The sequence below is a fragment of the Psychrosphaera sp. genome, from assembly GCF_982872775.1.
Window position 1 is genome coordinate 9,292 of sequence record NZ_CEYNSH010000002.1, and the last position, 26,287, is coordinate 35,578.

Annotated in this window: 25 protein-coding genes and 1 riboswitch; of the genes, 9 read left to right on the forward strand and 16 right to left on the reverse strand. The window is 44.2% G+C overall.

Features of this window, described 5'->3' with window-relative positions:
• The 4 genes from AC4E96_RS00750 to AC4E96_RS00765 form a co-directional block, all read right to left on the reverse strand.
• Positions 1-200: nicotinamide mononucleotide transporter (locus AC4E96_RS00750; protein ID WP_490254611.1), on the reverse strand; the 200-nt coding region annotated here is incomplete at its 3' end.
• A 59-nt stretch (positions 201-259) separates the two neighbouring features.
• The gene (locus AC4E96_RS00755; RefSeq protein WP_490254612.1) at positions 260-529 is read right to left on the reverse strand and encodes a hypothetical protein; all 270 of its coding nucleotides are present in this window, start codon (positions 527-529) and stop codon (positions 260-262) included.
• A 103-nt stretch (positions 530-632) separates the two neighbouring features.
• Positions 633-2,825 carry a TonB-dependent receptor gene (locus AC4E96_RS00760; protein WP_490254613.1) on the reverse strand — a complete coding sequence of 731 codons (2,193 nt, stop codon included), beginning with the start codon at positions 2,823-2,825 and terminating at the stop codon, positions 633-635.
• A gap of 56 nt (positions 2,826-2,881) precedes the next feature.
• Positions 2,882-3,004: riboswitch (TPP riboswitch) on the reverse strand.
• Positions 3,005-3,137: 133 nt separating this feature from the next.
• On the reverse strand, positions 3,138-3,608 hold the full coding sequence (locus AC4E96_RS00765; RefSeq protein WP_488033524.1) for a GNAT family N-acetyltransferase: 471 nt from the start codon (positions 3,606-3,608) through the stop codon (positions 3,138-3,140).
• A gap of 186 nt (positions 3,609-3,794) precedes the next feature.
• Between AC4E96_RS00765 and AC4E96_RS00770 the strand changes: the two genes are divergently transcribed.
• Positions 3,795-4,331, forward strand: coding sequence for a DUF3299 domain-containing protein (locus tag AC4E96_RS00770; RefSeq protein ID WP_488033523.1), 537 nt, complete (start codon positions 3,795-3,797; stop codon positions 4,329-4,331).
• Between the two features lie 15 nt (positions 4,332-4,346).
• Here AC4E96_RS00770 and AC4E96_RS00775 read toward each other — a convergent pair whose 3' ends face one another.
• Positions 4,347-4,724, reverse strand: a complete 378-nt coding sequence (locus AC4E96_RS00775) for a hypothetical protein (RefSeq protein WP_490254614.1) — start codon at positions 4,722-4,724, stop codon at positions 4,347-4,349.
• Positions 4,725-4,910: 186 nt separating this feature from the next.
• Between AC4E96_RS00775 and ccoG the strand changes: the two genes are divergently transcribed.
• The 4 genes from ccoG (at position 4,911) to AC4E96_RS00795 (ending at position 8,823) form a co-directional block, all read left to right on the forward strand.
• A complete protein-coding gene (gene ccoG / locus AC4E96_RS00780; RefSeq protein WP_490254615.1) occupies positions 4,911-6,329 on the forward strand; it encodes a cytochrome c oxidase accessory protein CcoG in 1,419 nt (472 codons plus the stop codon).
• A complete protein-coding gene (locus AC4E96_RS00785; protein ID WP_490254616.1) occupies positions 6,329-7,318 on the forward strand; it encodes a serine/threonine protein kinase in 990 nt (329 codons plus the stop codon). The genes ccoG and AC4E96_RS00785 overlap by 1 nt, the downstream gene beginning before the upstream one ends.
• 105 nt (positions 7,319-7,423) lie before the next feature.
• Positions 7,424-8,062: a thiol:disulfide interchange protein DsbA/DsbL gene (locus AC4E96_RS00790; protein ID WP_488033519.1), complete on the forward strand. Its 639-nt coding sequence runs from the start codon at positions 7,424-7,426 to the stop codon at positions 8,060-8,062.
• A gap of 2 nt (positions 8,063-8,064) precedes the next feature.
• A complete protein-coding gene (locus tag AC4E96_RS00795) occupies positions 8,065-8,823 on the forward strand; it encodes a M48 family metallopeptidase (RefSeq protein WP_490254617.1) in 759 nt (252 codons plus the stop codon).
• Between the two features lie 8 nt (positions 8,824-8,831).
• Here the strand turns inward: AC4E96_RS00795 and AC4E96_RS00800 are convergent, their stop codons facing one another.
• The 3 genes from AC4E96_RS00800 to bioH all read right to left on the reverse strand — a co-directional run bounded on the left by AC4E96_RS00800 (position 8,832) and on the right by bioH (position 11,076).
• Positions 8,832-9,782: a putative metalloprotease CJM1_0395 family protein gene (locus tag AC4E96_RS00800; RefSeq protein WP_490254618.1), complete on the reverse strand. Its 951-nt coding sequence runs from the start codon at positions 9,780-9,782 to the stop codon at positions 8,832-8,834.
• A gap of 29 nt (positions 9,783-9,811) precedes the next feature.
• Positions 9,812-10,105 carry a hypothetical protein gene (locus AC4E96_RS00805; protein WP_488033516.1) on the reverse strand — a complete coding sequence of 98 codons (294 nt, stop codon included), beginning with the start codon at positions 10,103-10,105 and terminating at the stop codon, positions 9,812-9,814.
• Between the two features lie 182 nt (positions 10,106-10,287).
• Positions 10,288-11,076 carry a pimeloyl-ACP methyl ester esterase BioH gene (gene bioH, locus AC4E96_RS00810; protein ID WP_490254619.1) on the reverse strand — a complete coding sequence of 263 codons (789 nt, stop codon included), beginning with the start codon at positions 11,074-11,076 and terminating at the stop codon, positions 10,288-10,290.
• A 33-nt stretch (positions 11,077-11,109) separates the two neighbouring features.
• On the opposite strand from bioH, the gene AC4E96_RS00815 reads away from it, so the two are divergent.
• Entirely contained in the window at positions 11,110-11,856 is a 747-nt protein-coding gene (locus AC4E96_RS00815) for a ComF family protein (RefSeq protein ID WP_490254620.1), read from the forward strand.
• Positions 11,857-11,932: 76 nt separating this feature from the next.
• Here AC4E96_RS00815 and AC4E96_RS00820 read toward each other — a convergent pair whose 3' ends face one another.
• Positions 11,933-14,569 (reverse strand): M14 family metallopeptidase, encoded by a 2,637-nt coding sequence (locus AC4E96_RS00820; protein WP_490254621.1) that lies wholly within the window; start codon positions 14,567-14,569, stop codon positions 11,933-11,935.
• A gap of 287 nt (positions 14,570-14,856) precedes the next feature.
• On the opposite strand from AC4E96_RS00820, the gene nfuA reads away from it, so the two are divergent.
• Both nfuA and AC4E96_RS00830 read left to right on the forward strand, forming a co-directional pair.
• Entirely contained in the window at positions 14,857-15,435 is a 579-nt protein-coding gene (gene nfuA, locus AC4E96_RS00825; protein WP_488033512.1) for a Fe-S biogenesis protein NfuA, read from the forward strand.
• 24 nt (positions 15,436-15,459) lie between these two features.
• Positions 15,460-15,750, forward strand: coding sequence for a hypothetical protein (locus AC4E96_RS00830; RefSeq protein WP_488033511.1), 291 nt, complete (start codon positions 15,460-15,462; stop codon positions 15,748-15,750).
• On the opposite strand, the gene AC4E96_RS00835 is transcribed toward AC4E96_RS00830, so the two are convergent.
• Positions 15,743-17,068, reverse strand: coding sequence for an MATE family efflux transporter (locus AC4E96_RS00835; RefSeq protein ID WP_488033510.1), 1,326 nt, complete (start codon positions 17,066-17,068; stop codon positions 15,743-15,745). The genes AC4E96_RS00830 and AC4E96_RS00835 overlap by 8 nt on opposite strands.
• On the opposite strand from AC4E96_RS00835, the gene AC4E96_RS00840 reads away from it, so the two are divergent.
• The gene (locus AC4E96_RS00840) at positions 17,069-18,151 is read left to right on the forward strand and encodes a polysaccharide deacetylase family protein (RefSeq protein WP_490254622.1); all 1,083 of its coding nucleotides are present in this window, start codon (positions 17,069-17,071) and stop codon (positions 18,149-18,151) included.
• A 28-nt stretch (positions 18,152-18,179) separates the two neighbouring features.
• Here AC4E96_RS00840 and AC4E96_RS00845 read toward each other — a convergent pair whose 3' ends face one another.
• The 6 genes from AC4E96_RS00845 to AC4E96_RS00870 form a co-directional block, all read right to left on the reverse strand.
• Positions 18,180-19,226 (reverse strand): protein-glutamate methylesterase/protein-glutamine glutaminase, encoded by a 1,047-nt coding sequence (locus AC4E96_RS00845; RefSeq protein WP_490254623.1) that lies wholly within the window; start codon positions 19,224-19,226, stop codon positions 18,180-18,182.
• A gap of 10 nt (positions 19,227-19,236) precedes the next feature.
• Complete coding sequence (cheD, locus tag AC4E96_RS00850) at positions 19,237-19,872, reverse strand: chemoreceptor glutamine deamidase CheD (RefSeq protein ID WP_488033507.1); 636 nt, start codon at positions 19,870-19,872, stop codon at positions 19,237-19,239.
• Positions 19,869-20,672: a CheR family methyltransferase gene (locus tag AC4E96_RS00855; RefSeq protein WP_490254675.1), complete on the reverse strand. Its 804-nt coding sequence runs from the start codon at positions 20,670-20,672 to the stop codon at positions 19,869-19,871. Before AC4E96_RS00855 ends, cheD begins: the two co-directional genes overlap by 4 nt.
• A 61-nt stretch (positions 20,673-20,733) precedes the next feature.
• Entirely contained in the window at positions 20,734-23,406 is a 2,673-nt protein-coding gene (locus AC4E96_RS00860) for a PAS domain S-box protein (RefSeq protein WP_490254624.1), read from the reverse strand.
• Between the two features lie 42 nt (positions 23,407-23,448).
• Complete coding sequence (locus AC4E96_RS00865; protein ID WP_488033505.1) at positions 23,449-23,955, reverse strand: chemotaxis protein CheW; 507 nt, start codon at positions 23,953-23,955, stop codon at positions 23,449-23,451.
• Positions 23,956-26,178: a chemotaxis protein CheA gene (locus AC4E96_RS00870; protein WP_490254625.1), complete on the reverse strand. Its 2,223-nt coding sequence runs from the start codon at positions 26,176-26,178 to the stop codon at positions 23,956-23,958.
• Positions 26,179-26,287: the final 109 nt, after the last annotated feature.

Here is a 26,287-nt window from a genome sequence, read left to right on the forward strand (position 1 = left end):
TAATAAACGTTAAGCGCGCTTTCCATTAACAAAGCACCTTGCCAAAACAAAATTGTGTAAACCAAAGTACTGATAAACGCCGCAGGCCAGCACCACAAACTTTGTCTCATGGCGAGTATCAGGTACAACAAACCAAAGAATACGCCTACGTATTCCCAACCTGACATGGCTTTAAACCCTTCTAACAATTGTTCTGTCATTACTCACCAATACTTCTTTATCTGTTTTTATAAACGTGGCGCTCAGTGTTCACGACTGATTAATCGCTGTGGCCGTATTTTTCAGCCAAATCACCCGGAATAAACTTACACACAAACACGCTAGTTCCGTGTTGCTCAAAACTGCGCTTTAGTTCAGTCGATAAAGCATTCATGACCACATCATACTCACCAAAAAGCTGCGTACTCATTAAATTGGTGATGACTTTGATGTCGTTGTGTTCGTTAATGCGATCGATAAAATCTTTTATCGCCGCGACATAATCCACTTCAGTTAGTGGGTATTTACTTATTTCAACACTTAGTTTCATTAATTACTCTTTTTTCTATTAGAATCCATGGTGTTTTAAAAAACCACTAAGCCAACATTAAGTCGGCTTAGTCGATTTAACCTAGTCGTTTAACATTGGTTATTTAAAACAAAACGTCTACGCGAACGCCAAATACATTTGGCTCACCAAATTGCTCGTATTTTTTAGCCGTGTAAAAATCTCGAGGATCGTTACCAAAGTAGAAACCACGAACGCCGTATGTTTCATCTGTTAGGTTACGTGTCCACAATGTCACGTCGTAAAAGTCACCTTGGTACGTCAGGGCTAAGTTTACAAGCGCTACGCTGTCGGCTTCTTCGTCATGACTGATTGAATAAAGGTAACCATCGCGGCCATTAACCGTTGCGTGTAATTTAATACGGTCCGCTAGCTGCCAGTTTGCGCCTAGTTGATATTGGTAGCTTGGTGCATGGGCTTGTTCGCGACCATCGATACTGACACGAATGTCTTCTCCGGTTTCTGGGTCAGACTCTAGACGGTAAATATCGTTGATTTCAGAACTTAACCACGACACACCCGCTAATAACTCAACGGTTGGTGTCACTTGGTACTGTAATGACGTTTCAACACCGTAGTTGCTGCCCGTTGGTGCATTTGAAATATAACCAACAAACACTGGTTGCTCGCCTTGAGCCAACACTTCTTGATCGTTGGTAAACCACTGTTTTACTTGCATATCACTGCGGCTTGAGTAGAACAATACTGCATTCGCGTTCAAGCCAGACTTGCGGTTGTTGTAGCGCATACCTAGCTCAACGTTGTTAAGCACTTCTGGCTCAAATGTACCGTTGTTGAGTAAGTCTTGGCTAAAACGCTCTAGCCCTTCTTCACCTACACGCGCTAAGGCTTCGCCATTGACACCGCCTGACTTAAAGCCACGACTTAGTCGAACATAAGCCATCGCGGCTTTAGAGTATTGGTTGGTTGCGGTCAAGTGACCACCAATCATAGTTTTAGAAGCTTCGTCGACAACGCCATTGTTGTCGCTGTAATCACCTGTGTGATTTTCGACACGAACACCAGCAGATACAGTCAATTGCTTTGACAATGCCATGCGACGTTCACCATAAACGGCGATATTGTCTTGTTGGTATTCACTGCTGAATAAGCCTTCGGCATAAGTGTAATCACGGGTTAGGTCAACGCCTCTTTGTTGTATATACAAGCCCGTGACCCAACTGCCGTTTTTATCCATCGCACGAACGTCAAACTGCTGCGCATCGCGGTCACGGAAGTAATAATCCGTTGAAGAGTATTCCCACGGGTGAATCCCTTCATACGCCCAGTCTTCGTCATAACCATAAGTCATGTCAGAACTAGACGTGCTGGCCGACAATTTAATATCGACAGTATCAAGGCCTGTGTATTCGGTATTTACGCCAAATGCGGTGGTGTCTTGGGTGTCTTTACCTGGGTTGTCGGACAGTGTGGTGCGGTCTAAGTCTAATGAAAACGCATCGTAACCATTGTCGATATCGAAGTGATGTAAAACAAACTGTGCGCTTGTGTCTTTATTAAATTCGACATCAAACAAGGCACGGACTGACAACTCATCGATGTTGTTGGTGTCGTCTCTGTTTAGGTGTGTGTTTTCAATGTAACCATCGGCCGTTACTTTGCTGATTGCGACACGCGCTGAGCTTGTGCTTGTGAAGTCTGTTCCCGCTGCAACGCCTAAGTTAAGCAAACCATAGTTGCCTGCTTCTACGCGCAATTTGTTCATCGCGCCAGCGCTTGGCTGTGTGCTGACCATATTTACAAAACCCGCCATTGCATTGGCACCAGCATTAGTACCTTGTGGGCCTTTAAAAACTTCGACTTGTTCGATATCGAATAGGCCAGCTGCTGTACCAATACCCGAATAATCGATGCCGTCGATGCTCATGCCCACAGATGGGTTAATTGGATCAACAAACTGGCTGCGCTCACCTATGCCACGAATTTGAATAAAACGCGCACGTGATGCACCCGATGAAAAGTTCACGTTGCCAAGTTGCTGAAGTACAGACTCAAGGTGGCTGGCACCTGATTTTTCTAATGTCTCTGCAGTCAACACATGCAGTGAATTCGCCGCTTTGCTCGCTGGCGTTTTAAGCAGCTCACCTTTGACTTCAATCGTTTCTATTTTGTTTTGATTGTTAGAAGCACTGGCTGTGGTTTTTGCTGTTGAACTGTCTTGTTGAGCAGGTGATGCCTTTTCTGCAGCGAATGCAGGTACAACAAGGGCTGAGGCTAAGGTAGAGAGTGTTGCAGCAGCAACCAAGGATAATTTCATTTGAGGATCTCTTGTTATTGTCATTACAAAAGATCCGGTCGTAAGCGAGGAGTCTGGATTCTAATTTTTACCATCCCTACGCCGGTACAAGCCGGATCAGGTTCTAAGGGTTCGCATTGCGTCTCAGTCAACGTGGTCATGATGGTTTCAAAACCGCGTTGGCACCCCTTGGTGTTTCATAAACGATAATTTTAACGGTAGCTTTTAATTCGTTTTATTAACGAAGTACTAACTACGAGTCGAAAAGCCAAATCGTTCATCTGCGCCCTATTCTATAGAAAGAGCCTTTGAGATTAAATCTTTAAAAACAAATTAGTTATTCTTTCGAACCATACTGATATGTGGAATGCCGTCTTCGAGATACATGTCAGAGACGGTTTCAAACCCCAAGTTTTGATAAAAGGCTTCGAGGTGTTGCTGGGCTGAAATTTTGCAGTCGACGTCTGGCCAGCGGCGCTGTGTCTCTACAATTGCAGCGCGCATCATTTGTTCGGCTAGTTTGCGCTTGCGTTTGGGCTCACTAATGAGCACTCGGCCAATGGCACAATAATCATCATACGCCACTGTTGGTGCAAGCAAACGACACGTTCCAACAAATTCGTCGCCCTCGTAACCGAATAAATGCAAAGTATCCGGTCTGGTATCTAAGTCATCCATATCGGAATATACGCAGTCTTGCTCGACCACAAAGACATCACTGCGATATTTTAGAATATCGTACAGCTCATAAACCGTTAGCGCCTCAAAAGGTTTAATTTGCCAAGTTATCGCATTTGAAGTCATGAAGTCGGTTCCTTTTTCTGTGTGTTTCTGCTTATTTTTGCGTATTTCAGCAAGGTTGCAGCGTAAATCGAGACTGACGCGTATGAAAGCATGTTTGTCGTAAAATTCCCAGTTAGACTTGGATTTTAGCGACCAGCGGAGTATCCTCCAAGCCACTTAAATCGTCTTATTACTCGAGGCAAATTGATGAATGTATTCAAACGATTTTCACTGAATGTACAAGCGCTGTTTGGCGTTATGTTCGTTGCCCTTTCTCTTTCTACTGCCGCCCATGCAGAAGCCGCCAAAGCCGTCGACAAAGACCAAATTCAAGAACTTGAATGGCAAGACCTAGTGCCGGGTGATTACGAAGCCGAAATTCCAACGTCGATTGAACATATCGGTCAAGCAATGGCAGGCCCACAATCAATCAACGCGCCTGTGGTAGAAGAACTCGATGGCCAAATGGTCAAAATCCCAGGTTTTGTTGTACCTCTTGAAGGCGACGATGAAGTCGTCACTGAGTTTTTATTAGTGCCGTATTTTGGTGCTTGTGTTCACGTTCCGCCACCACCGTCTAACCAGGTCATCCACGTAACGATGGAAAAAGGCGCGCCAGCGTCTGCGTTTTATGACCCAGTCTGGATCACAGGACGTATAACAACAGAAACGTGGGAAGGTGAACTGGCTCAGGTAGGCTACAAAATGAAAGGGACCGATGTGGCCCCTTATGATGATTTTTAATTATCGAGTCTAGCGTTAACGTTGTTTCTTTTGGCGTATCACTTCGTTTTCTAAATCCACGTAGTGATCGCCAACCGTGCGGCAAACGACTCTTAGGTTATAGGCTGATATTTTTTCGTTAAATATCTTTTGTTTGCAGTACTCAGTATGAAAGTCATACAAAATTGCTGAAGATTCAGTAATTTCTTTTACGTATTCCTCTTCTCGAGGCTTAAAAGAGTCAAATTTTCCTGCTAATTCATCGTATACTTTTTTGGCTGTGTGGCCGCGCGAATATTCGCCTTCAACCAAAACGCCAATTTGCGTCGCGAGCATTTCGCGAACTTTATTTACTTGCGGGTGATCAACCGTCAGCAACGAGATGACCAACAGCACGAAAATCAAAAATTTCATTGTTACTCCAAATTTGAACCGCCGCCGTTAAAAGTAACGACGTCAAATAAGTTTGAAAAAAGTTAACTAAGTGTGAAACAGATCAAAGTTAACCCATAAATTTTAAATAAACTACTACCTAATGACTTATAATCAAGCGTGTAGTTCAGTTTTTCTACATTTTGATACGCCAATACGGAACGAAGTATGAACAATCGAATTGATGTAAAAAATATTCCAAGTGAAGTCAAAGTTCACAAGCCCGACAATCATGGTGCGCCGCAATACAATATTCGCAGTCGTATTTATGTGCGCGCGGTAAAAGGGTTACATCAATTAATACGCCGTCGTATGGGCATTTTCTTTTTAGGTTTGTTTGCGCTGCTACCATGGTTACAGTGGAATGACCGCCAAGCGATTTTACTCGATATTGGTCAGCAAGAATTTTTTGTTTTTGGTATGACATTCTGGCCACAAGACTTACCGCTACTGGCTATTGTCTCAATCATCGCTGCCTTTATTTTGTTTTTTGTCACTGCGATTTATGGTCGGGTTTGGTGTGGCTATATGTGTCCTCAAACCGTCTGGACCTTTATGTTTATTTGGATTGAAGAAAAAATCGAAGGCTCAGCCAACAAACGTAAAAAACTCGATTCTATGCCGATGAGCTTTAATAAAGCCTGGCGAAAAACCGCCAAACACACCTCCTGGTGGATTATTTCACTGCTGACATCCTTAACCTTTATTGGTTATTTTGTGCCTATCGATCAACTCTTTATCGACTTTTTCACCTTTGAAGCCTCAGTTGCTGTGGTGAGTTGGACCTTGTTTTTTGCTGCCGCGACCTATGGCAACGCTGGCTGGATGCGTGAAATCATGTGTCTGCATATTTGCCCTTATGCGCGTTTTCAGTCTTCAATGTTCGACAAAGACACCTTTACGGTGACTTACGATGCCAACCGCGGTGAAAAACGCGGCCCAAGACCACGTAAAGCCGATCCAAAAGAATTGGAACTTGGCGACTGTATTGACTGTAACTTGTGTGTACAAGTGTGCCCAACCGGCATCGATATTCGTAATGGTTTGCAGTACGAGTGCATTAACTGTGGTGCCTGTATTGATGCCTGTGATGAAACCATGGATAAAATGAATTATCCAAAAGGCTTAATCAGCTACACCACCGAACATAAAATCGAAGGTAAACAAACGCATACTTGGCGTCCAAAAATGATCGGCTACTTGGTAGTAACAGTCTTAATGTGCGCGGCTTTTGCGTGGCAACTTACCTCTCGAGTACCGTTAGAGCTGAGTATTGAGCGTGATCGTACCGTTCTTTACCGCACAACGAATGAAGGCCTTATCGAAAACACCTTCACTCTTCAAATCGTCAACAAAAGCCAAGAGCAACAAACCTACACGGTTGATATTGAAGGACTTGAGGACTTTGTTTACAGCGGTGACAAAGAGGTTATCGTCGCGCCTGGTGAAGTATTTAAGTTACCAGTGAGTGTCTCAGTCGACCCATATGATTTGAAGAAACCAGTAACCACGATTACTATCACGGTCACCAATGAAAACGGCGAACATACTGCCGTTCAAGAATCCCGATTTTTTAAAGGAATGTAATGCCAGAATTTGATTTTACGAGTTTAAACCCTGACCTGATTTTAGATGCGATTGAGTCGAAAGGCATTTATCCAGAGTCAGGACTTCTGGCCCTAAATAGTTACGAAAACCGCGTTTATCAATTCAAAGCCGATGACAACAAACGCTACGTGGTTAAGTTTTATCGACCGAAACGCTGGTCCAACGAACAAATCATTGAAGAGCACGACTTTTCTCAAACATTAAGCGAGCGTGACATAGCCGCAGTTGCACCACTTCGCTTTGATGGTCAGTCTTTGTTAGAACACGAAGGCTATCGCTTTTGTATATTCCCGAGTGTCGGTGGTCGAATGTTCGAACTCGATGACTTAGATCAGCTTGAGCGCCTAGGCCAATTGCTTGGACGCGTTCATACCGTCAGTAAAGAAGGCAACTTTGCGCATCGAGATACCATCGATATCGAAAAAGACTTACATGACTCCTTTGCCTACCTAAAAGACTCAAACCTCATTCCTAACTACTTAGAGTTGGCGTTTTTTAATGACTTGGAAATGTTGATTAAAGAAAGCACAAAGGATATTTCTGGGAATTTTGAAACGATTCGTCTGCACGGTGACTGTCACAGCGGTAATATTTTATGGCAACAACACGATGCCGGCGACGATGCCTTATTGGTCGACTTTGATGATTGTATCTCTGGCCCTGCCATTCAAGACATGTGGATGATGCTCAATGGTGACCGCCAGCAACAAACCCTTCAGCTTGATACGCTCATCGAAGGATATGAACAATTTCAGTCATTTAACCGTAGTGAGTTTAAGCTAATTGAGCCACTGCGTGCCCGCAGAATGTTGATGTACACCACTTGGTTAGCAAAAAGATGGCAAGATCCTGCTTTTCAAAGGAACTTTTCTTGGTTCAATACAGACAAATACTGGGAAGAACAAGTTTTAGCAATCAAAGAACAGTACGCGGCGTTGCAACAGGCGCCACTTAAATTAGGCTTTTGAGTCAGTCTCTAAACACTTGGATATTGACAATATTCTGGTAAGGTAAGCGCTTAAATGGGCATCTCAAAAGTCGCCAGTTAATTTAAAATAGGAATTACAAACCACATGAAAAAGATCCTTAGTTTTTTCGCCATTTGTTTATTAAGCCTGCAGGTTTCTGCTCAAACTCTTAAAGAAGGCGTGCACTACGAAGTCATCAGTGAAACCGCTACTGCTAAACCAGAAATCAAAGAATTTTTCTCATATTACTGCCCGCATTGTTTGGCGTTTGAACCACTTGCTGAGCGTTTAAAAGAACAATCAAAAGCAAAAGGTTTTGAATTTAAAAAGAGCCACGTTGATTTCTTACGTGCAGCGGGCCCAGACATTCAGTTCATGTTAACAAAAGCGTTAGTAACTGCTGAGAAATTAAATAAGCCACAAGCAAGTGATGCGATTTTTGCTCACATTCACAAGCAGCGCTCTGCATTCACTGGTGAACAAGACTTACGCCAAATATTCTTAGCCAATGGTGTTAGCGAAGAAGAGTTCAACAAAGTGTTCAACAGCTTTGCGGTTAAAGCAGCAGCGAAGCGCATGAAGTCTGAGCAAAACAAATTAGCGAGCAAGCGTATCCTTACTGGCGTTCCTACGTTCATCGTTAATGGTAAATACAAAATCATTAACCAAGGTTTTGACGCTCGCACGTACAATCAACTATTCGATCAAGTTGAAGCGGCAGCATTAGAACTAGTTAAGAAGTAATATTGTTTCTAAATAAAACGGTGGTGGCCGGTCGAGCTGAAATTCAGCTCGATGTTTACACAGAGCCAACACCGTATATCCTAAAAGTCCACCAGCGCCGTACTCGCCTGAGTATTGAAGTAAAAAACCAGCAGATCACGGTTAAGTCCCCTCCTCACTGCACCAATGGTTTTGTTCGAGACTTTCTGATCAGCCAGCAGTCGTGGATTAAACGCGCGTTAAAATCCTCAGAGCAAAAACAGTCTTTTACTCGTTTGTATCAATCGGGTGAGCCTATTTGGTTATTAGGCACGGCTTATGAGCTCGATATTCATACAGATTGCCCATCGTCAGCGGTTATCAAAAACGAAGACGGCCAAACTATCGAAGTCTATTTGTCGAGCCGCGTCAAAAACCACAACGCCCAAATACGCAAACTACTGCACGAGTTTTATTTAAACGAAGCCAAATCATTTTTGCCTAGCTTGGTTCAGCAATGTGAATCCGAGACAGAATTACATAGTAGTTCGTTGGATTTTAAGTTTTATCAATGGCGCTGGGGATGCTGTTATCAAAGCGGTAAAGTCATTCTCAATCCGTTATTGATGGGTGCGCCAGTGTCGGTGATTCGTTGTGTGATTATTCATGAGCTGTGTCACCTCAAACACATGGACCACAGTCGTCGTTTTTGGGATCTCAATAAGCAGTTTTGTGATGTGTGTAGCGATACAAAAAGGTGGTTAAAGGAAAAACACAGTGAGTTGTATTTGCCAGTTGCCTAGATATTGGCTTAGGCGACGGTAGAAAACCCCGTTTGGGTGTCGTTTTGAGCCTGATAACTAGACTGATACTTAGCGGCGACGACATCAGCCACTCGACTTACATTTTCATCGCGTTCTTCAAAACGACTTGAGACATTCGCCGCGGTTGCTTCGCGCTGCTCGGCATTTTCTTGTAACATCTCCATTCGAGCTTCAGCGATATTTTGACTCGCTTCTGCCGCGACTTTACGGTCTTGTGAGGACGGTTCGGCTGGCGCTAATGCAGCGGCTCTCACCGTTTGCATTTTTTCGATGGTATCTTGTGGGTTGGCTTCTTTAGAAACGTCTATTTGGACTTCGCCACCAACGGCATATTTTTTACCATTTGGACCTGTTTGATACTCATAACTTGGTGCACCTGCATAGGCACCACCAACGGCAGCATGGGCCAATTCATGAGCGCGAACTTCTTGGTCGCGAGCTTCAAGTTCACGAATCTCTTGGCGTTCGACTCGCTCTAGCTCTTTTTCACGTTGGTCAACTTGCTGCTGCGCTTGCTTTTCGGCTTGTTCTGTCTCTTCAGATGATGACTCAGAAGGTTGGCCATCAGCACGTGTTGTTTGCTCATCTGACTCGTTTTCAGAGCTACCTGGTTGGCTATTAGCTTGGCTGGCTTGTTCACCCGAATCTTGACTTGCGCCTTGTCCGGACTGTTGCTCAGACTGACCTTGCTCATTGGCGTCTTCAGGAATGACTTTGTCTTGGTTTTTGAAAATGTTGTCGTAGGTGGTATCACCTGCGGCACTGTTATTGGATGGTCTGGCGTCTTGTTCACGTGACTTTTGAGGGACGGCTGCTTCAACTTGAACCGGAGCTGGTACCACTTCTTTTTGGGCATTAGTGCGCTGCAATGCCTCAGTGGTCGGCGCCGCTGCATTGACGATGACTTGTGGTATCTGTGGCGTAATATTTAAGGCCATACCGTCATTTTATCCGTTATCGTTCGACGTTAAACTTTGGTATCTATCAAGGTGCCGAGTACTTCATCGGCGGTTTGAATGACTTTTACATTGGCTTTTGCCAAGTGTTCATTCACCACCAAATTGACGGCTTCCGTTGTTAATACCGACGCTTGGTTTTGAGATTGTGACACCACCTGCTCTGCCCCAACGCTCGCGTTGACAGACGTTTCATTTGTGTTCAGATTTGCAATATTATGCGCAGCTTCAGCAACACCTCGTTGGGCATCTTGTAGGCCATTTAGGCCTGACTGAATGGCAGCTGGTATTGGTCTTAATTCCATCGCACACTCCTAACAAATAACGACATATTGGTGTATTTAACACACACAACCTCACGGTTAATTATTAACCAAAATTGACTAAATGAAAAGCACCTCGGCACCCTTTCTACCTAAGCTACTCTATTTAAAAAAGATAAACTTACCCAAGGTAATCCAGTACACCGAACTTTGGGTAGTAAACCTTAAAAGTGAGTCTCGAACCACTGCGCGCTTTGTTCTACATGAGAGATAAAAGGCGCATGAGACGCTTTGTTGATTATGCTCACCTCGAGGTTTGGTATAGAGGCGTTTAATCTATCGAGTACAGCTACCGGTACCAAGCTGTCGAGCTTGCCATACAGGCCAAACACCGGGACGGAAAGTTCACCTATCCGGTGGTTTAAGTCGACGGTTTTGAGCAAATCTAAGCCGCCCGCTAACGCTTTTTGATCGGGCTCCCCAGCGTCCAACAACCAGGTCTTTAATTGTTTTACATCTTGCTTGGCGCTTTCACTACCCAACGTTTGAATCGCTAAAAACCGCTGTATAGTCAGTTGATGGTTTGCTTCGAGTTGCTTGGCAAAGTTACTAAGTACCTCAGGCTTTATGCCTGGCCAATCGAGTTGGCCTTCTTTTGATTCAGCTTGAAACTTCGTTGTGCTGGCAATGAGCCCCAGCGAATTGACCTTATCTTGATATTCTAACGCATATTGCAGGGCAACCAGTCCGCCCAACGACCACCCTACGACATGGCATTGTTTGGCTTTGGTCTCACTCAGGATACGCTCGACTTCTGTATCAAGCCATGTACTTAAGTTCTCCATCGAGTACAGGTTTGGGACAGTTTTGTTATCGCCAAAGCCAGGTAAATCCAACCTGTACACGCGGTTCGCCAAGCCTTGTGGTACTTGCGCTAACAAGCCCCGCCATACTTCTTTATTCATGCCCCAACCGTGCAAAAGCACAATTGGCAAAGCGTCCGTTTGTTGCATATTTATATACCTAACGATTGAGGAGACGTACTTATGTTGAACTGGATGATGAACCAACTCAAAATCTGCTTTACGTGTGAGCAGCCGCTTTTGATAAATGGCTCAACAATCAAGTCACCTGACACCACTAATATTTGTTTTTACTGCCAGTCCAAGCTACCTCTTCTTCCATTTGGAACTGATATAACCTGTACCCAAGCTAATGAAGCGCTCATATTAACGCATGTTGATGGCGTTTGTGCAGCTTTGATGTATCAGTGGCCTGTTACAAAGTGGGTATCAGGCTTGAAGTTCGGTAAACACACTGAATACGCAAGGACGATGGGCTATTACATGGCTCGACAATTAGAGCAACAAACATGGGAGTTTGATTATACCTGTGCTGTGCCACTTCACCCTTTAAGGCAATGGCGGAGAGGCTACAATCAGTCCGAAAAACTTCTGGAGGCCCTTACCCACTCCACCAAGTTGTCTATACAAAATAAGTACAAAGGATATGAACCTTGGATAGTGAGCGCCCATTGTTACCCATTTTTAAAACGGCGGCGATATACCAAACCACAAGCCATGTTGAACCAACCTCAACGCAGAGAAAATGTTGAGCGTGTCTTTGTTTGTAAACAGCCGATACTGTCGGGAAATGTGTTGTTGGTTGATGATGTGTTAACGACGGGCAACACCATTAATCAAGCAGCTAAGGCCTTAAAAAACGCGGGCGCAAACAAGGTTTATGTTGTTTGTGCGGCACTCAAGGTGTTAGAAACAAAAGCGCATGAATAGGAGAAAATAAAAAGCGCCACACTTTGTGTGACGCTCCTGTAAGTTTTTGTAGCTCGATACTTTTGAAAACTAGTTTTTAGTACTTCACGCCATTTGCTAAGAACAAGCTGTTTACAAATAAACGGTTTGAACCGTACATAATTGCTCTAAAGTTAGGGTTGTCCGTCATACCAATGACCACACCGCGGCCTTTGCGTTGTGCGACGACGCCTAACGCGTTAGCAATTTTTTCGACGTTTTTGTCATCTGCATACCCTGATAACAATGGCTCATTCGTATAAGTCGCGACTGCGCTAAACGGTTTGTTGCTTTCTAGTAGCAAGTCTGTGCGGTTCTTGAATAAAGCAATCGTATCGTCAGACAAGCCAAACGTTAACGGATGCGTCATATCAAGCTTGGTCTCAAAGAAGGCGCCAGCAACACGTTGACGACCACCTAATGCTTCCTTATCACCAAAGCTCAAGTTACTGTCATCAAAACGCTTAAACATCTCGCGTTGAGAAATAGTTTGAACGTCTAATAAGCCTTTTTTTGCTAACCATTGCGCGCCGCGCTTTTGGCCCCAAACAATACCACCGGCTTTAACAAATGCTTCGATTCGCTCGGCTAATTTGTCGTCTGCACTGCCATAGTTGCCATCTGGAATTACGATGTGCGTGTATTTGTTCAGGTCGACATAACGCAGGCTGCTTTTGTTTACGATACTTGGCGAGAAACCTACGTGACGGTCTAGCATGTACCAAGCTTCTCCCGCTTCGTATAAGTTAACACCCATGCCACCGACCATTAACACTTTTGGTAGCTCAACAGGCATCATTTTACGACTACCCAAATCCGCACCTGTGGCAGTTAAACCACTTGTAATGGCACTGATTTTTACAGGGTACTTAGCCAAAGCCGCTTGAACTTTTTCTAGCCAACCGTCGTTTTGAAGGCCGGCATTGATCAGCATAGTACCTGCTGCAAAGGACTGGTTTGGTGATGTTTTTGTTTTAGCAGAAAAGTCAGTCAGAGAAGCTCTCATGACGATACCGTTTTCTAACAATTCATAGACTAAGCCTGGTGCATTAAAGTCATGCCAATCGATCGCTAAGCTATACGATTCGGTTAGTTTTGGCGTCTCTGCATTTGGTTTTTGCCATTCTTGGTTGCTTACTCTTAGCTTACGAGCTGACTCAACTTTGGCAAACTCGATGTCAAAGGCATATCCTAAGTTCCACGAAGATACGTCATAAAACGTATTGTCGTTGAAGGACTTTTGGGTCGAGAATACAGACTGAATCAAACGAGTCTGGCTTTGATCTAACGGAATATACGCAGAATGTTTGGCTGCATAAGTTTTTCCGTCAATTTTGCTGTCACGACCAACGCCGTACACCTTGATGCCATGACGTTGTAACAGGTCAATCAGCGCATTAAAGCGGGTTTTGTCTTTTGCTTCGCTGATAATGTAACCGTCAAAGTCGGCGTCTTTAGCGATTTGTTTGGCTTTTTGCTTAAACTCTTTTTGGAAGTCTTTTAGCTTGCGTTGATTCGCCAAGCTACCCTCTAATGTTGAGAACGACGACATCACTTGGTGTTTGATGGTCGTAGGGAAGTCTAAGTCACCATTGATGGATTCTTGCAAATGACCACGGCTTGAAGCCTGCTCAAACAAGATACCAATAGACGCGTGTAAGTCGGGATACGTAGAGCCTTTACCCGCATAAAAGTCATCAAAAGCTTCTTCAGTGAAATACAGAGTATTCGTCACGTCAAAAGCATTGGCATGAAACACCGCTAGCTCTTTGGTGAGTTCGACATTGCGATCCGGTGTTAATGGGTTTTTACGAGACGGGATGCCTGGCTGGAAGAAAAAGGTACTGTTTGTGCCCATTTCATGGTGATCGGTCAGTACATGTGGACGCCACTGTTGATACTCAGCAATACGCGCACGTGATTCTGGGTGTTGTAACAATAACCAATCGCGGTTTAAGTCAAACCAATATTGATTTACTCGGCCACGGATCCAAGGCTGGTTGTGCTCGCGGTTGTTTGAATCTTTATTTAGATTCATGCCCTTATGCTGATTGGCCCAATGTGCAAAACGGCTCAAACCATCTGGGTTTAGACTTGGGTCAATGATGATAACCATGTTGTCTAGGTATTGCTGAACTTGCGCACTGTTTGACGCCGCTAAGTAGTAACCAACCAATAATGATGCGTTGCTACCTGAAGATTCATCACCGTGCACGCTGTAGTTTAAGTTCACAATTAGCGGCTCTTTATCTGCTGCATTCGACTTCTCAAAAAACTCCGAACGGGCCTGTTTGATAGAGTCCAAACGCGATAAATGCTTCGGGTTACTGAAATAAACGTGCAGTAATTCACGATTCTGATGACTTTTACCAATGGTTTTAATTGAGACACGATCGCTCGATTCCGCCAGGGCTTTGAAGTAAGCCACTAATTGGTCGTGACGCACGTGCCATTCGCCTACTTGCGCACCTAATACTGACTCAGGTGTAGGAATAGCGGGATTGTACTGTTCATCGGGCAAATAAAAGCCCAAGTCGACTTTGTATTCGTGGCCAACCACATTCACTGTGCTATGAGCATGCTCGTCATGTTCTGCACTGTGCTGATGTGAATTTTGTGCTACGGCTGCACCACTGCTGGCCATTAATAATAAGGCGCTTATTGCAGTACTAAGTTTAGACTTACCTTTGGTCATTCTATGTTCCTGTCGCTGTCTATACATATTCGTTGTTATTATGACCGACAACATAGCAATTAATCAGCAAAAACAACAAGCCTAACGCCCAATTACGAGACAAACACCGCCAAAAACCAAGACCAACAGAAGTACGGAAGGGTTTATTTATAACAAAATGCCCTTATATATTAGGTTAAATTTAGGCCAATTTACGTCACCAATAACCCGTCTTTACTTGCAGTAATAGGCGTATCTACGTATGATTGCGCCATTGCAATAACCTACTAAATTAGTCAGATATTATTATGATCAATATTTCAGAAAGCGCTGAGCAGCACTTTGTCAAATTGCTCGATACTCAAGCTCCAAACACACGTATTCGTGTATTTGTAGTGAACCCTGGTACAAGCAGCGCCGAGTGCGGTGTATCGTACTGCCCTGAAGACTCTGTAGAACCTGAAGATAAGATCATTCCATATAACGGTTTTGAAGCTGTGGTTGATGAAGAAAGCCAACCGTTTTTAGAAGATGCAGAAATCGATTTTGTTACTGACCAAATGGGTTCTCAGCTTACTCTTAAGGCACCAAACGCAAAAGCGCGTAAAGTTGCTGATGACGCACCTCTTAAAGCTCGTGTGCAATACTTCATCGAGTCAGAAGTAAACCCAGGTTTGGCTAGCCACGGCGGTCACGTAAACCTAGTTGAGCTTACCGAAGACGGTACGGTCGTACTTCAGTTTGGTGGCGGTTGTAACGGTTGTTCTATGGTTGATGTTACGTTAAAAGAAGGCATCGAAAAACAAATGCTTCAACAGTTTGATGGTGAAGTGACAGGTGTTAAAGACGTAACAGAACACCAAGCTGGCGAGCACTCATACTACTAATTGACTAACCCAATTAGATAGATTGTGGCTAACGACAAGCCTGATAAATTACAGCGGATACTGGTTCGACTGGGAGAAAACCCCAAGCGCAGTGTCCGCTTTTTTATTGCCGGAGCACTACTTTTCTTTTTAGGCTTAATGATTGTGTACGTCGGTAGCGCTCAGTGGGTTTGGGTGCAAATACCGGGCGTATTACTCATGGTGATTGGCTTTGTGATCGCTGCTAGAGGTTATGTCGGTATCTTTGCGAACCGAGTGGCGTTCTTTAGACACCAAGCCAAACTCAACAAAGAAAAATACAAACACATCAAATAAGTACTTTTCGTTTTAACATCACGCCTTGTGCCAAGCCTCGCATCAGCATAAAGGCACAAAATGCCAACCAAAGCCCATGATTTTGTAGTGGTTGCGCCAACCACACCAACCCAAAGAACACACCTGCAGCGATAGCCATACTGTCACGCATTCTTTTGTCCCAGCTAAGACCAACAAATATACCGTCCATCAAGAAGCTCATAAAGCAACACAACGGCAACAGGTAAATCCAAAGGTAATAATCAGAGATCTGTTCTCGTAGCTCTGGGATATCCGTTAGCAAGCCGATAATCAAAGGCGTAAACAATAGGTATACCACCAGATAACCAACCGCAAAAAGCGTCCCAATGATTAAGCCTCGTTGGATAAAAGCATTCAGGCGACGTTGTTTCTTTTGGCCAAAGGCATTACCTACTAAAGATTCAAGCGCAAACGCCACCCCATCTAAAGCAAAAGATAAAAACAAAAAGAACTGCATCAAAATGGAGTTAATCGCCACGACCTGACTGCCAAACTGAGTGGCATAAATCGTCATAAAGGAGAGGCACAGCTGTAACAAGGCACTTCGAACAAACAAGTTGCCGTTCATTTTGAGCAATCGCGCCCAACCGCTAACGACATCAGCAAACCGCAACGAGACGGTTTTGACTTCGGGCCAAATCAGTTTAACGATAATACCGAACTGCACTGCTTCGGCCAAAATAGAAGCGTAAGCAACACCTTCAACGCCCATGCCCATGACAGGCACTAAGATAATATCTGCAACCAAGTTCACTAGATTACAGATAATAACAGCGCGCAATACCCAACGGGTCTTTCCTGAACCAATTAAAAAGCCTGACAACACCATGTTTGCCAATGCAATGGGCGCCACCCAAATTCGGATATCAAAATAGCTTTTGGCTGCCGCATAGGTTTGCGCCATGGCAATGTCATCGGAAGATAGAAAGGTAAGCAACTGAAATAGCGGTTGTTGTATCGCCAAAATAATCACTGACAGGACAAAACTCAGTAACAACGCTTGCCATAAATGCTGCATCACTTTGTCTGTGGATTTTTGACCCCGGGCTTTAGCAACTAGACCTGTCGTTGACATGCGCAAAAAGCCCAACAACCAAAAAATCACTGATAGATAAAGGCTTGCCAATGCAGTGCCAGCTAAGAAATGACTCTCTGGTAAGTGGCCAATGACCGCTGTATCGACAAATCCGAGCAAAGGCACGCTAATATTTGCTAGAATCATAGGCCAAGCAAGGTGCCAAATTTTTAAATCTAATTTTGTGCCTAATGACGAGGTAACACGGATCAGAGGATTCATATGCAAAAAAATATCTCAACAATTATGTTTCAAAGCGTAGTGACGATACTGTTGCTTGCTGTGATGTGGACACAACAGGCGCACAGCGCAACCGTTCTAATTTATCATCATGTCGATGAAAATACTCCAAAATCCACCAGCGTAACGACAGAACAGTTCGTTGAGCACTTAGATATGATTGATGAGTTGGGTTTAAAAGTGGTGCCTCTGACCACAATTGTTGATGCTATTAAGGCGAATGAACCGGTCGATCACAACTGGACTGCCCTAACCTTTGATGATGGTTTTGCCAATGTCTATCACAATGCCTTTCCTATTCTAAAAGAGAGAAACCTGCCTTTTACCGTCTTTGTAAACCCCAAAATGGTTAAGCCAAGCAAAACCTACATGGATTGGGATCAACTCAAAGAGCTAACTCAACACGGTGGTGAAATCATGAACCACACCTTGGCCCATGAGAATCTCGTGCAAGATGGTTTAACGGAACAGGAAATTGAATCGAATATTTTAATGACTGAGCAAATGATCAAAGAAAAGCTCGGCCAAAATCACAAAATGGTTGCTTATCCATTTGGTGAGTACAACGACACCATTAAAGCGATTCTTAAAAAACACGGTTTTGTCGGCTTTGCCCAACACTCTGGTGCCATCGGCAATGGCAGTGATTTACAGGCATTAACTCGTTTTCCAGCGAATGGCATTTATGCCAACCCAAAAACGTTAAAGGCAAAAATAAAAAGTCTGCCATTTGACGTTGCATCACAAACGCCTACCGATACGATGGTCGTTAACGTGATGGGTGAAGATACTAACAAAGCACCACAATGGTCCGTCACCCTAGGTGCTAAAGACTTTTACAAAAGCCAACTGGCGTGTTTTATCACTGGTCAGTCGGGCCCTTACAAACCGGATTGGACTGGCGATTTGTCCTTTAAAATTACCGCCCCTGAGGCATTGAAGACAGGTCGGGTGAAATACAACTGTACCGCGCCGTCTATTAAGCACTCAGGGCGCTTTTATTGGACCAGTAAGTTGTGGATTACTTTACCAGAAGTGTTGGCTGAGCCAGCTCTGACGGAATAACAATCGCAAACAATCTTGGTTAAAAAACTTAAATAGTCCGACCGGCTAACTCCATTAGGCGGTCTGCTATTTTATTTAAGGGCAGTTCTTGAAGCCCGCCACCTAATTCCTTTGCAACTCTTGGCATACCATAAACCACACAACTCGCCTCATCTTGAGTGAGTGTATAAGCCCCTGCGTTTTTCATATTTAATAGGCCTTTTGCGCCATCGCCGCCCATTCCTGTCAGTACGACGCCAGAGGCATATTTACCCATTTGTGCTGCAACAGAATCAAACAACACGTCTACTGATGGTTTATGACGGTTGACCGGCTCTCCATCGTGAAGCTGACAATACAATTTGCTGCCACGCTTAAGAACCGTCAAATGGCGATCTCCCGGTGCAATATAGACGTTACCGGCTTGAATGAGTTGGCCATGTTCAGCTTCGTGCACATTCATCGCGACCGTTCGGTCTAGACGCTCTGAATAAGTTTTACTGAATACTGGCGGAATATGTTGAGTGACGACAATCGGTGAGAACGAAGCTGGTAATCGTTTAATGACCTCTTTAATGGCTTCTGTTCCACCTGTCGATGCACCAATGGCAATAAGGTGGTTTTTCTTAAACTCAAAGTTAACTTTGGTTGGCGCTCGAACGGATTCGGTTTGTTTACGCGCTCTAAGCAACTGGCTAATTCGGACTTTTGCAGCGGCCCTAATTTTTTCGAGTAACGTTTCAGCGTAACGATTGAGCTGGTTTACGACATCCGCTTTGGGCTTTTCGAGAAAGTCGACGGCACCAATTTCTAATGCTTCTAATGTGACAGGCGCACCTTCAGCGGTGAGAGTGGAAAGCATCACCACCGGCATGGGTCTTAAACGCATAAGATTTTTGAGGAAGGTAATACCATCCATTTTTGGCATTTCTATATCGAGTGTCAGAACGTCTGGGTTGAGCTTTTTAATCAGCTCTCTGGCCTCAATTGGGTCTTCTGCTTCACCTACCACTTCCATGTCACCTGACTTTTCAATCAGTTCGCGGACAATCATACGTATAAGTTTAGAGTCATCAACAATTAATACTTTGATCATAAATACACCCTTAAAACAGCTCGACGTCAGACTGTATGTTGTCAGGTTCAATAATGGCACTTTGATACTGAACTTCACGTTTTTGAATCGTATCGTTGTGCATACTTTGTAGTCGCTTCACGAGCACCTTACCTGTTTGCGGATAAAATAACACTTTGCGTGGCCAAGGCCCACCGACATCAGAGCCGATCATGTCGAGTGACTCTTTTTTGATATATTCTAATGCAAACTTTATGTTTTGGTCACCGATGGGTGTATTCATGTCTTGAATAATGTTACCCCCGCCAAATATTTTGACGCGCATAGACTCTCGCTTTGCGCCGTATTTCAGCAATTCATTAATCAAACATTCCATTGCCCAGATACCGTAGCGGCAACTGTAGCTGTCATGAAACTCCCATCGTGCTTGAGAATGGTCGGTGCCCCTCAACGGCAGCATAAAATGGTTCATACCACCGATTTTTCTTTTTTCGTCCCAGATGCAGGCCGAAATGCATGACCCTAAGACCGTTGCGATGGCTTCTTGTTCAGTCGTTACGTAATACTCTCCGGGTAAGATCTTAGCCACAACACTGTTTCTAGACTGGTCAAAATATCGTTTGATGTGGTCAAACTTGGGTAAGGTTGGCTTAAAATCCATATTCATACGCCAACCTTTTGATAGATATTTTGTCCTAACGGCTTAAATTCCTTTGTTTCACGACTCATGGTTTCTGAATGGCCCAATATCAAATACCCGCCAGGGGCCAACATTTCTGCAAAACGACTGAATAAGGCCAATTTTGTTGGATGGTCAAAATAGATAATGACATTTCGACAGAAAATAACGTCAAATGGGCCGTTCATTGGCCAGGGCTTTAATAAATTGAGTTGCTTAAAATGGATATTGGGTGTCAACAAAGGTTTTACTTTGTAGCGGTTTGTTTTGGGATCGTTAAAGAAAAACTGTTTTAATTGAGCCTTACTGATACCGTCGATTTGATTCGCTTCATAAATACCCTCTTTGGCCGTTGCCAATACGTTTGTATCTAGATCGGTTGCTAATATTTTGAAGTCCCAATTTGAGGGGAAAGCATTGTATAGCGCCATCGCAATGGAATAAGGCTCCATGCCTAATGAACAACCTGCGGACCATATTCTGACACGTTTATCTGCCGTATGGCGCGATTTGATCTCGGCCAATGCTTGAGTTTCAAGGAACTCGAAGTGATGTCGCTCTCGAAAGAACGACGTCAAATTTGTGGTGATCGAGTTGATGAACTCAACAAATTCAACGTCTTCATTTTCTTTTAGATAATCAATATATTGAGAGAAAGAGCTCAGTCCAAACTTTCTAACTCGTCTTGAGATTCGGGCATAAACCATGTCTTTTTTCTGTTCAGACAGGACAATGCCACAAGTCTCATACACGCGCTCGCTGATATAACGGTAATCCTTATCCGTCATCAAAAACTCTTTATTTTCCACAGATACGATTCCTTTTGGAAAACTCAATTTTGATTATTAATTAAAACTCCTGCCATTCCTCATCAGACGAAGATGGCGCCATTGGCTTATGAGCGATGCCATTTTGCGGACTCGGTGTTGAACGGGCCACTTGTGGTTGATGGCTTATGCTCGCTTGAGTGCTTCCACCTTCCGATAACGTGAAGAAGCTAAGGAGATCGCGCATTGCTTTAGCTTGCTCAGACATTGACTCACCAGCTGCCGACGCTTGTTCAACCAATGCCGCATTCTGTTGCGTCATTTCGTCCATTTGTGACACTGCTTTGTTTACTTGCTCAATACCAGATGTCTGTTCTTGCGACGCAACACTGATGTCGCCAATTGTGTCGTTCACTCTGCGAACGGCTTCTACAATTTCTTGCAACATCTCACCAGACTGGTTCACTAGTGACGTACCGTCTTCCACTTTCGTGACGGAATCTCTGATCAAGTCTTTGATTTCTTTTGCCGCTGCCGCTGAGCGTTGTGCTAGGTTACGAACTTCACCCGCCACAACCGCAAAACCTCGACCTTGTTCGCCCGCTCTAGCTGCTTCTACCGCGGCATTCAATGCGAGTAGGTTGGTTTGGAAAGCGATTTCATCAATCACACCAATGATGTCAGCAATTTTCTTACTCGCGTCATTGATTTCCGCCATGCTCATCACCGCTTGGCTTACAATTTCACCGCCTGATTCGGCTTTGCTCGCCGCATTTTCTGCTAGCTCATTGGCAGTTTGAGCATTTTCGGCGTTTTGTCTAACCGTTGCTGTCATCTCTTCCATGCTTGATGCGGTTTCTTCGAGACTCGATGCTTGTTCTTCAGTACGTTGACTCAGATCAGCATTGCCTTGCGCCATTTCTTCTGCGCCCGCTGAAACCGTCGTTGCAGATTTATCAATTTGACCAATAACTTCAGTTAGTTTTTCGACCGTTGCATTCGCATCGCGTTTTAACTTGTCGAACATGCCTTGGTATTCTTTGTCGATTCGACGAGTCAGGTTACCGTGAGCCAACGCGTCTAACATGTTGACGGTATCTTGAATTACGCCTTCAGATATTCCCACGACTTCATTAAGTCCCTCAGATAACTGCTTGAAGAACCCTTCTTTGTCGTCCGTTGATAAACGAATACTTAAATCACCTTCAGAAGCGGCATTAATTACACTGGCAATTTCTTTTTCGATAGACACTTCGTTTGTTTTGTCTACCCACTCAACGATCGTTCCTAAACGTTCGCCTTTAGAATTACGCCACGGAGTTGCAAATAATTCGAAGACCAATGGACCAACATTAATTTTGGTGTTGTAAGGCTGTTGCATGCGCTCAACCATCGAACGCTGATGTGATGCATTTTTGTGGAAGTCATCAACGCAAGTACCAATCAAACGGTCAACGTCGAATTGACCAAAGACTTTTTTGAGCTCAGCTTCACGGCGACGGAACATGCGTTCTACATCGTCATTCATGTAAACAATGGTCAGATCGTTATCAGCAATCATGACACTTGCCTGGCATGTTTTAAGTGCCTGAGCTAAGTCTGCTGAACGTTTTGCTTCCTCTTCCATTCGTTTTTGTTCAGTAATGTCCGTAGCGTATTTAACCACTTTGTACGGTTCGCCATTGAGGTTAAAGATTGGGTTGTAAGAAGCTTGAATCCATATTTCACTGCCGTCTTTGGCAATGCGTTTGTACTCTCCGCTGTCGAAGTTTCCTTGTCCCAGCTTTTCCCAGAATTGTTTATATTCTGCAGATTCAGCAACACCAGGAGGAGCGAACATACTGTGATGGCGACCGCGAACTTCATCTCTTGTGTAACCCAATGTCGTCAAGAAGTTTTCATTGGCGTCCAAAATAGTACCGTCAAGTTCAAACTCGATGACTGCTTGTGAACGGCTGATGGCATCGAGTTGTCCGCGACGGTCTGCATTGAGGACTTTTTCTTGGGTAATATCTGAGGCAAACTTCACGACTTTGTATGGGGTGCCATTGGCGTCGTAGATAGGGTTATAAGATGCCTGAATCCAAATTTCACTGCCATCTTTCGCGATGCGCTTGTATTCCCCACTGTCAAATTCGCCACGACCTAACTTAGCCCAAAAGTCTTTATATTCTTTGGACTCGGCAACGCCAGGTGGCGCAAACATGCTGTGATGTCGGCCTTTTATTTCATCTAGTGAATAGCCCATGACACTCAGAAAGTTGTCGTTGGCATGAAGAATGGTACCGTCTAGTTCAAATTCGATAACTGCTTGCGAACGGTTGATGGCGTCAATTTGACCTCGGTAGTTTGCGGCAACGGCCTTGCGCTCGGTAATATCAGAGGCAAACTTAACAACCTTTAGGACGTTATTATTTTCATCAATAACAGGATTGTAGGACGCCTGAATCCAAATTTCGCTGCCGTCTTTGGTCACGCGCATGAATTCATCTGACATAAATTCACCACGGCCTAAACGCTGCCAGAAGTTCTTGTATTCATCACTAGCGGCGTATTCGCGCTCGACAAACAAACTGTGGTGTCGCCCTTGAACTTCATCCAGTCGGTAGCCCATTACGCTAAGAAAATTATTATTGGCCGTAATGATTGTCCCGTTTGGTTCAAACTCAATTACCGCCAAAGACTTGTCGAGAGCCTTTAGAACCAAATCACTCTCGGTTGAGCTAGGTTTCGATAAATTGCTTAACCATCCCATACTAAATCCTACCTTTTATTTTAGGTTGCTGTGTCGCAAACATCAGAGCGACAATACTTTTTCCAAATCTAATAACACCACCATCTTGTCGCCAACGTTTATCAAGCCTTCAATATAGGCCCTATTTTCAACGTCGCCAATCTCAGGCGCCTTTTTCGCTTGTTGTTTTTCGATGTTGTAAACATCTGAAACTGCATCAACAACAATACCCATAATCTTGATTTGGCCTTCGAGCTCGACCTTGACGATTATGACTACGGTTAATTCGTTGTAATCCACTTTGGGTAAACCAAATCTAAGTCTCAAATCTATGACAGGAACCACTGTGCCTCTTAGATTGATTACGCCTTTTACAAAGGCTTCAGAATTAGGAATAACGGTGGTTTTTTCCCAACCGCGGATCTCTTGGACTGACAAAATTTCGATACCGTATTCTTCATCAGCCATCATAAATGTGAGGTACTGCACCAAATCGCTATTTTCACTTTCAGCTGTAATTAAATTAATGGCCTCTTGTGGGTCATTGCTTGTCGTTGATACGCTTTGCATTTACACGGCCTCCGAAAGTGGTTTGGTAAAATCTAAACCAGCCTGCCCCGGCTTTTTGAGGCCGGCCATTTTGACGACACCCGAAATGTCGATAATGAGTGAAATACTGCCAGATCCTAAGATGGTCGCCCCTGAAATTCCGTCTACTTTTTTGTAGTTTGCTTCTAAGCTCTTGATTACAAACTGTTGTTGAGCAAGTAAGTCATCGACAAGCAAACCGACTTTTTCATTATCACTTTCAACGACAACTAATAACCCGTCGTCTAAGGACTGACTTGCTTCAGGATGATTAAACAGTTGATGCAAACGCAATATAGGAATGTATTCTTCGCGGAGTCGCAATACATCCACTCCGCCACCGACCGAATTGACCTTGCTTCTGTCGATTTGAAGAGATTCGACTATCGACACCAAAGGAATGATATAAATATTGTCACCGACTTTGACGAGCTGACCGTCGAGAATGGCTAAGGTTAGAGGTAATCTAATAGTGAACGTCGAGCCAACTCCGGGTTCTGAAGCGACTTCAACTGTGCCATTCAGCGCGTTGATATTTCGCTTAACCACATCCATTCCGACACCGCGACCGGAGATATCACTGACTTCGTCCGCCGTTGAAAAGCCGGGTTGAAAAATGAGCTCATTTATTTCTTGATCGCTCAAGACGTCGGTCTCTTCTATCAAGCCATTATCAATCGCTTTTTGTTTGATTTTTTGAGTATTCAGTCCGCGGCCATCGTCAATAATTTCGATGACGATATTGCCGCCCTGATGGTAAGCGTTCAGCGTCACATTGCCAGTCTCTGGTTTACCGGCTTCAATTCGTTCGCTGGTTGTTTCCAGACCGTGATCTAAAGAGTTTCTGATCAGATGCACCATAGGGTCTGAGATTTTTTCCATCACGGTTTTGTCTAATTCTGTGCCTTCACCCAACAATTTTAATTCGACCTGTTTGTCGAGTTTTTGAGAGATGTCTCTAACGAGCCTTGGGAACCTTGAGAACACAAAAGAAATAGGCAACATCCTAATTCTCATCACACTTTCTTGTAGGTCACGAGTGTTGTGTGCCAGTTGGGCAAGTCCCTCGCGCAACGCGACGAGTTTGCTGTGGTCAAACTGATCATCTTCACCCAATTCATTGAGCATAGCCTGGGTAATGACAAGTTCACCGACCATATTAATCAAAGAATCGACCTTGTCAGTCCCGACTCGAATAGAGCTCGAATCTGACTTGGCTTTGTCGGTAGATTTTTGTTTGCTCGCAACCGGCCTGAATTCTTTCTTAGGGGCTTCTGATTTTGCTGCAGAGTCTGGTTTAGTCGGTGTCGTGTTAGAAGGAGCTGAGTCTGCGGTATGATCGGCGTTATTTTCAGCGTTAGCCGGGCCGCTACTGACTGGCTCTGCGCTTTGTATTGGGCTCGACGATTGACCTTCGCTATCACTCAATGTATCTAGCTCAGAATCAACCTCAATTTCCTCTTCAAACTGAGCAACAACTTTGATCTCAATTTTGGCATCGTCTTCGACCCATTCAAACACTCGCTGGACCTCTTCGGCTGAGGAAGATGTGTCTAGGGTGATATTCCAAGAAAAATAGCAGTCTTCTGATACAAGTTCGTTGAGCTGTGGAATCTTATCGACGTTAGCGACCACTTCCATTTCACCAAATTCGGCTAAGTCTTCGAAAATGAACAGTGGTTCGTTACCGGTTTTGAATAGGTGAGGCTCTGGGGCAAAGGTAATGTCTAAAATATTGGTGACTTTGGTGGCAACAGGCGCGGTGCTTTCCACACTTCCATCAGAACCAGAATCGGTGCCGCTAGGATCTGGGGTCTCATCGGCCAAAATCGCTCTAAACTGTTGTGTTAACTGAACCGCATCTTCTGACTCTTGCGGTTCGTCATTTTGAATTGCCCTTAACATATCGCGCAGGCAGTCAATGGACTTCAGCATTAAGTCGACGTGATTCGCAGCTAGCTCTCTTTCACCATTGCGGATTTGGTCGAGCAGCGTCTCAATCTCATGAGTAAACTCGGCGATGGCATTAAAGCCAAAGGTACCGCTGCCGCCCTTAATTGAATGGGCAGCACGGAAGATATTATTGATTATTTCACTTTCTACGTCGCCGGGTTCTAGGTTTAGAAGCTCCGCTTCCATCGTTTCTAAACCTTCAAAGCTTTCATCAATAAAAACTTCATAGAACTGGGATAAATCAATACTCATAGTGTCAATTCCGCTGATTAAAATCTTACGACTGTGCTTGGTATTGCATACGGTCAGTGACTTAAGCGCGATAGGCTAAAAGGTGGAATGCTGTCACACCCACTCCACC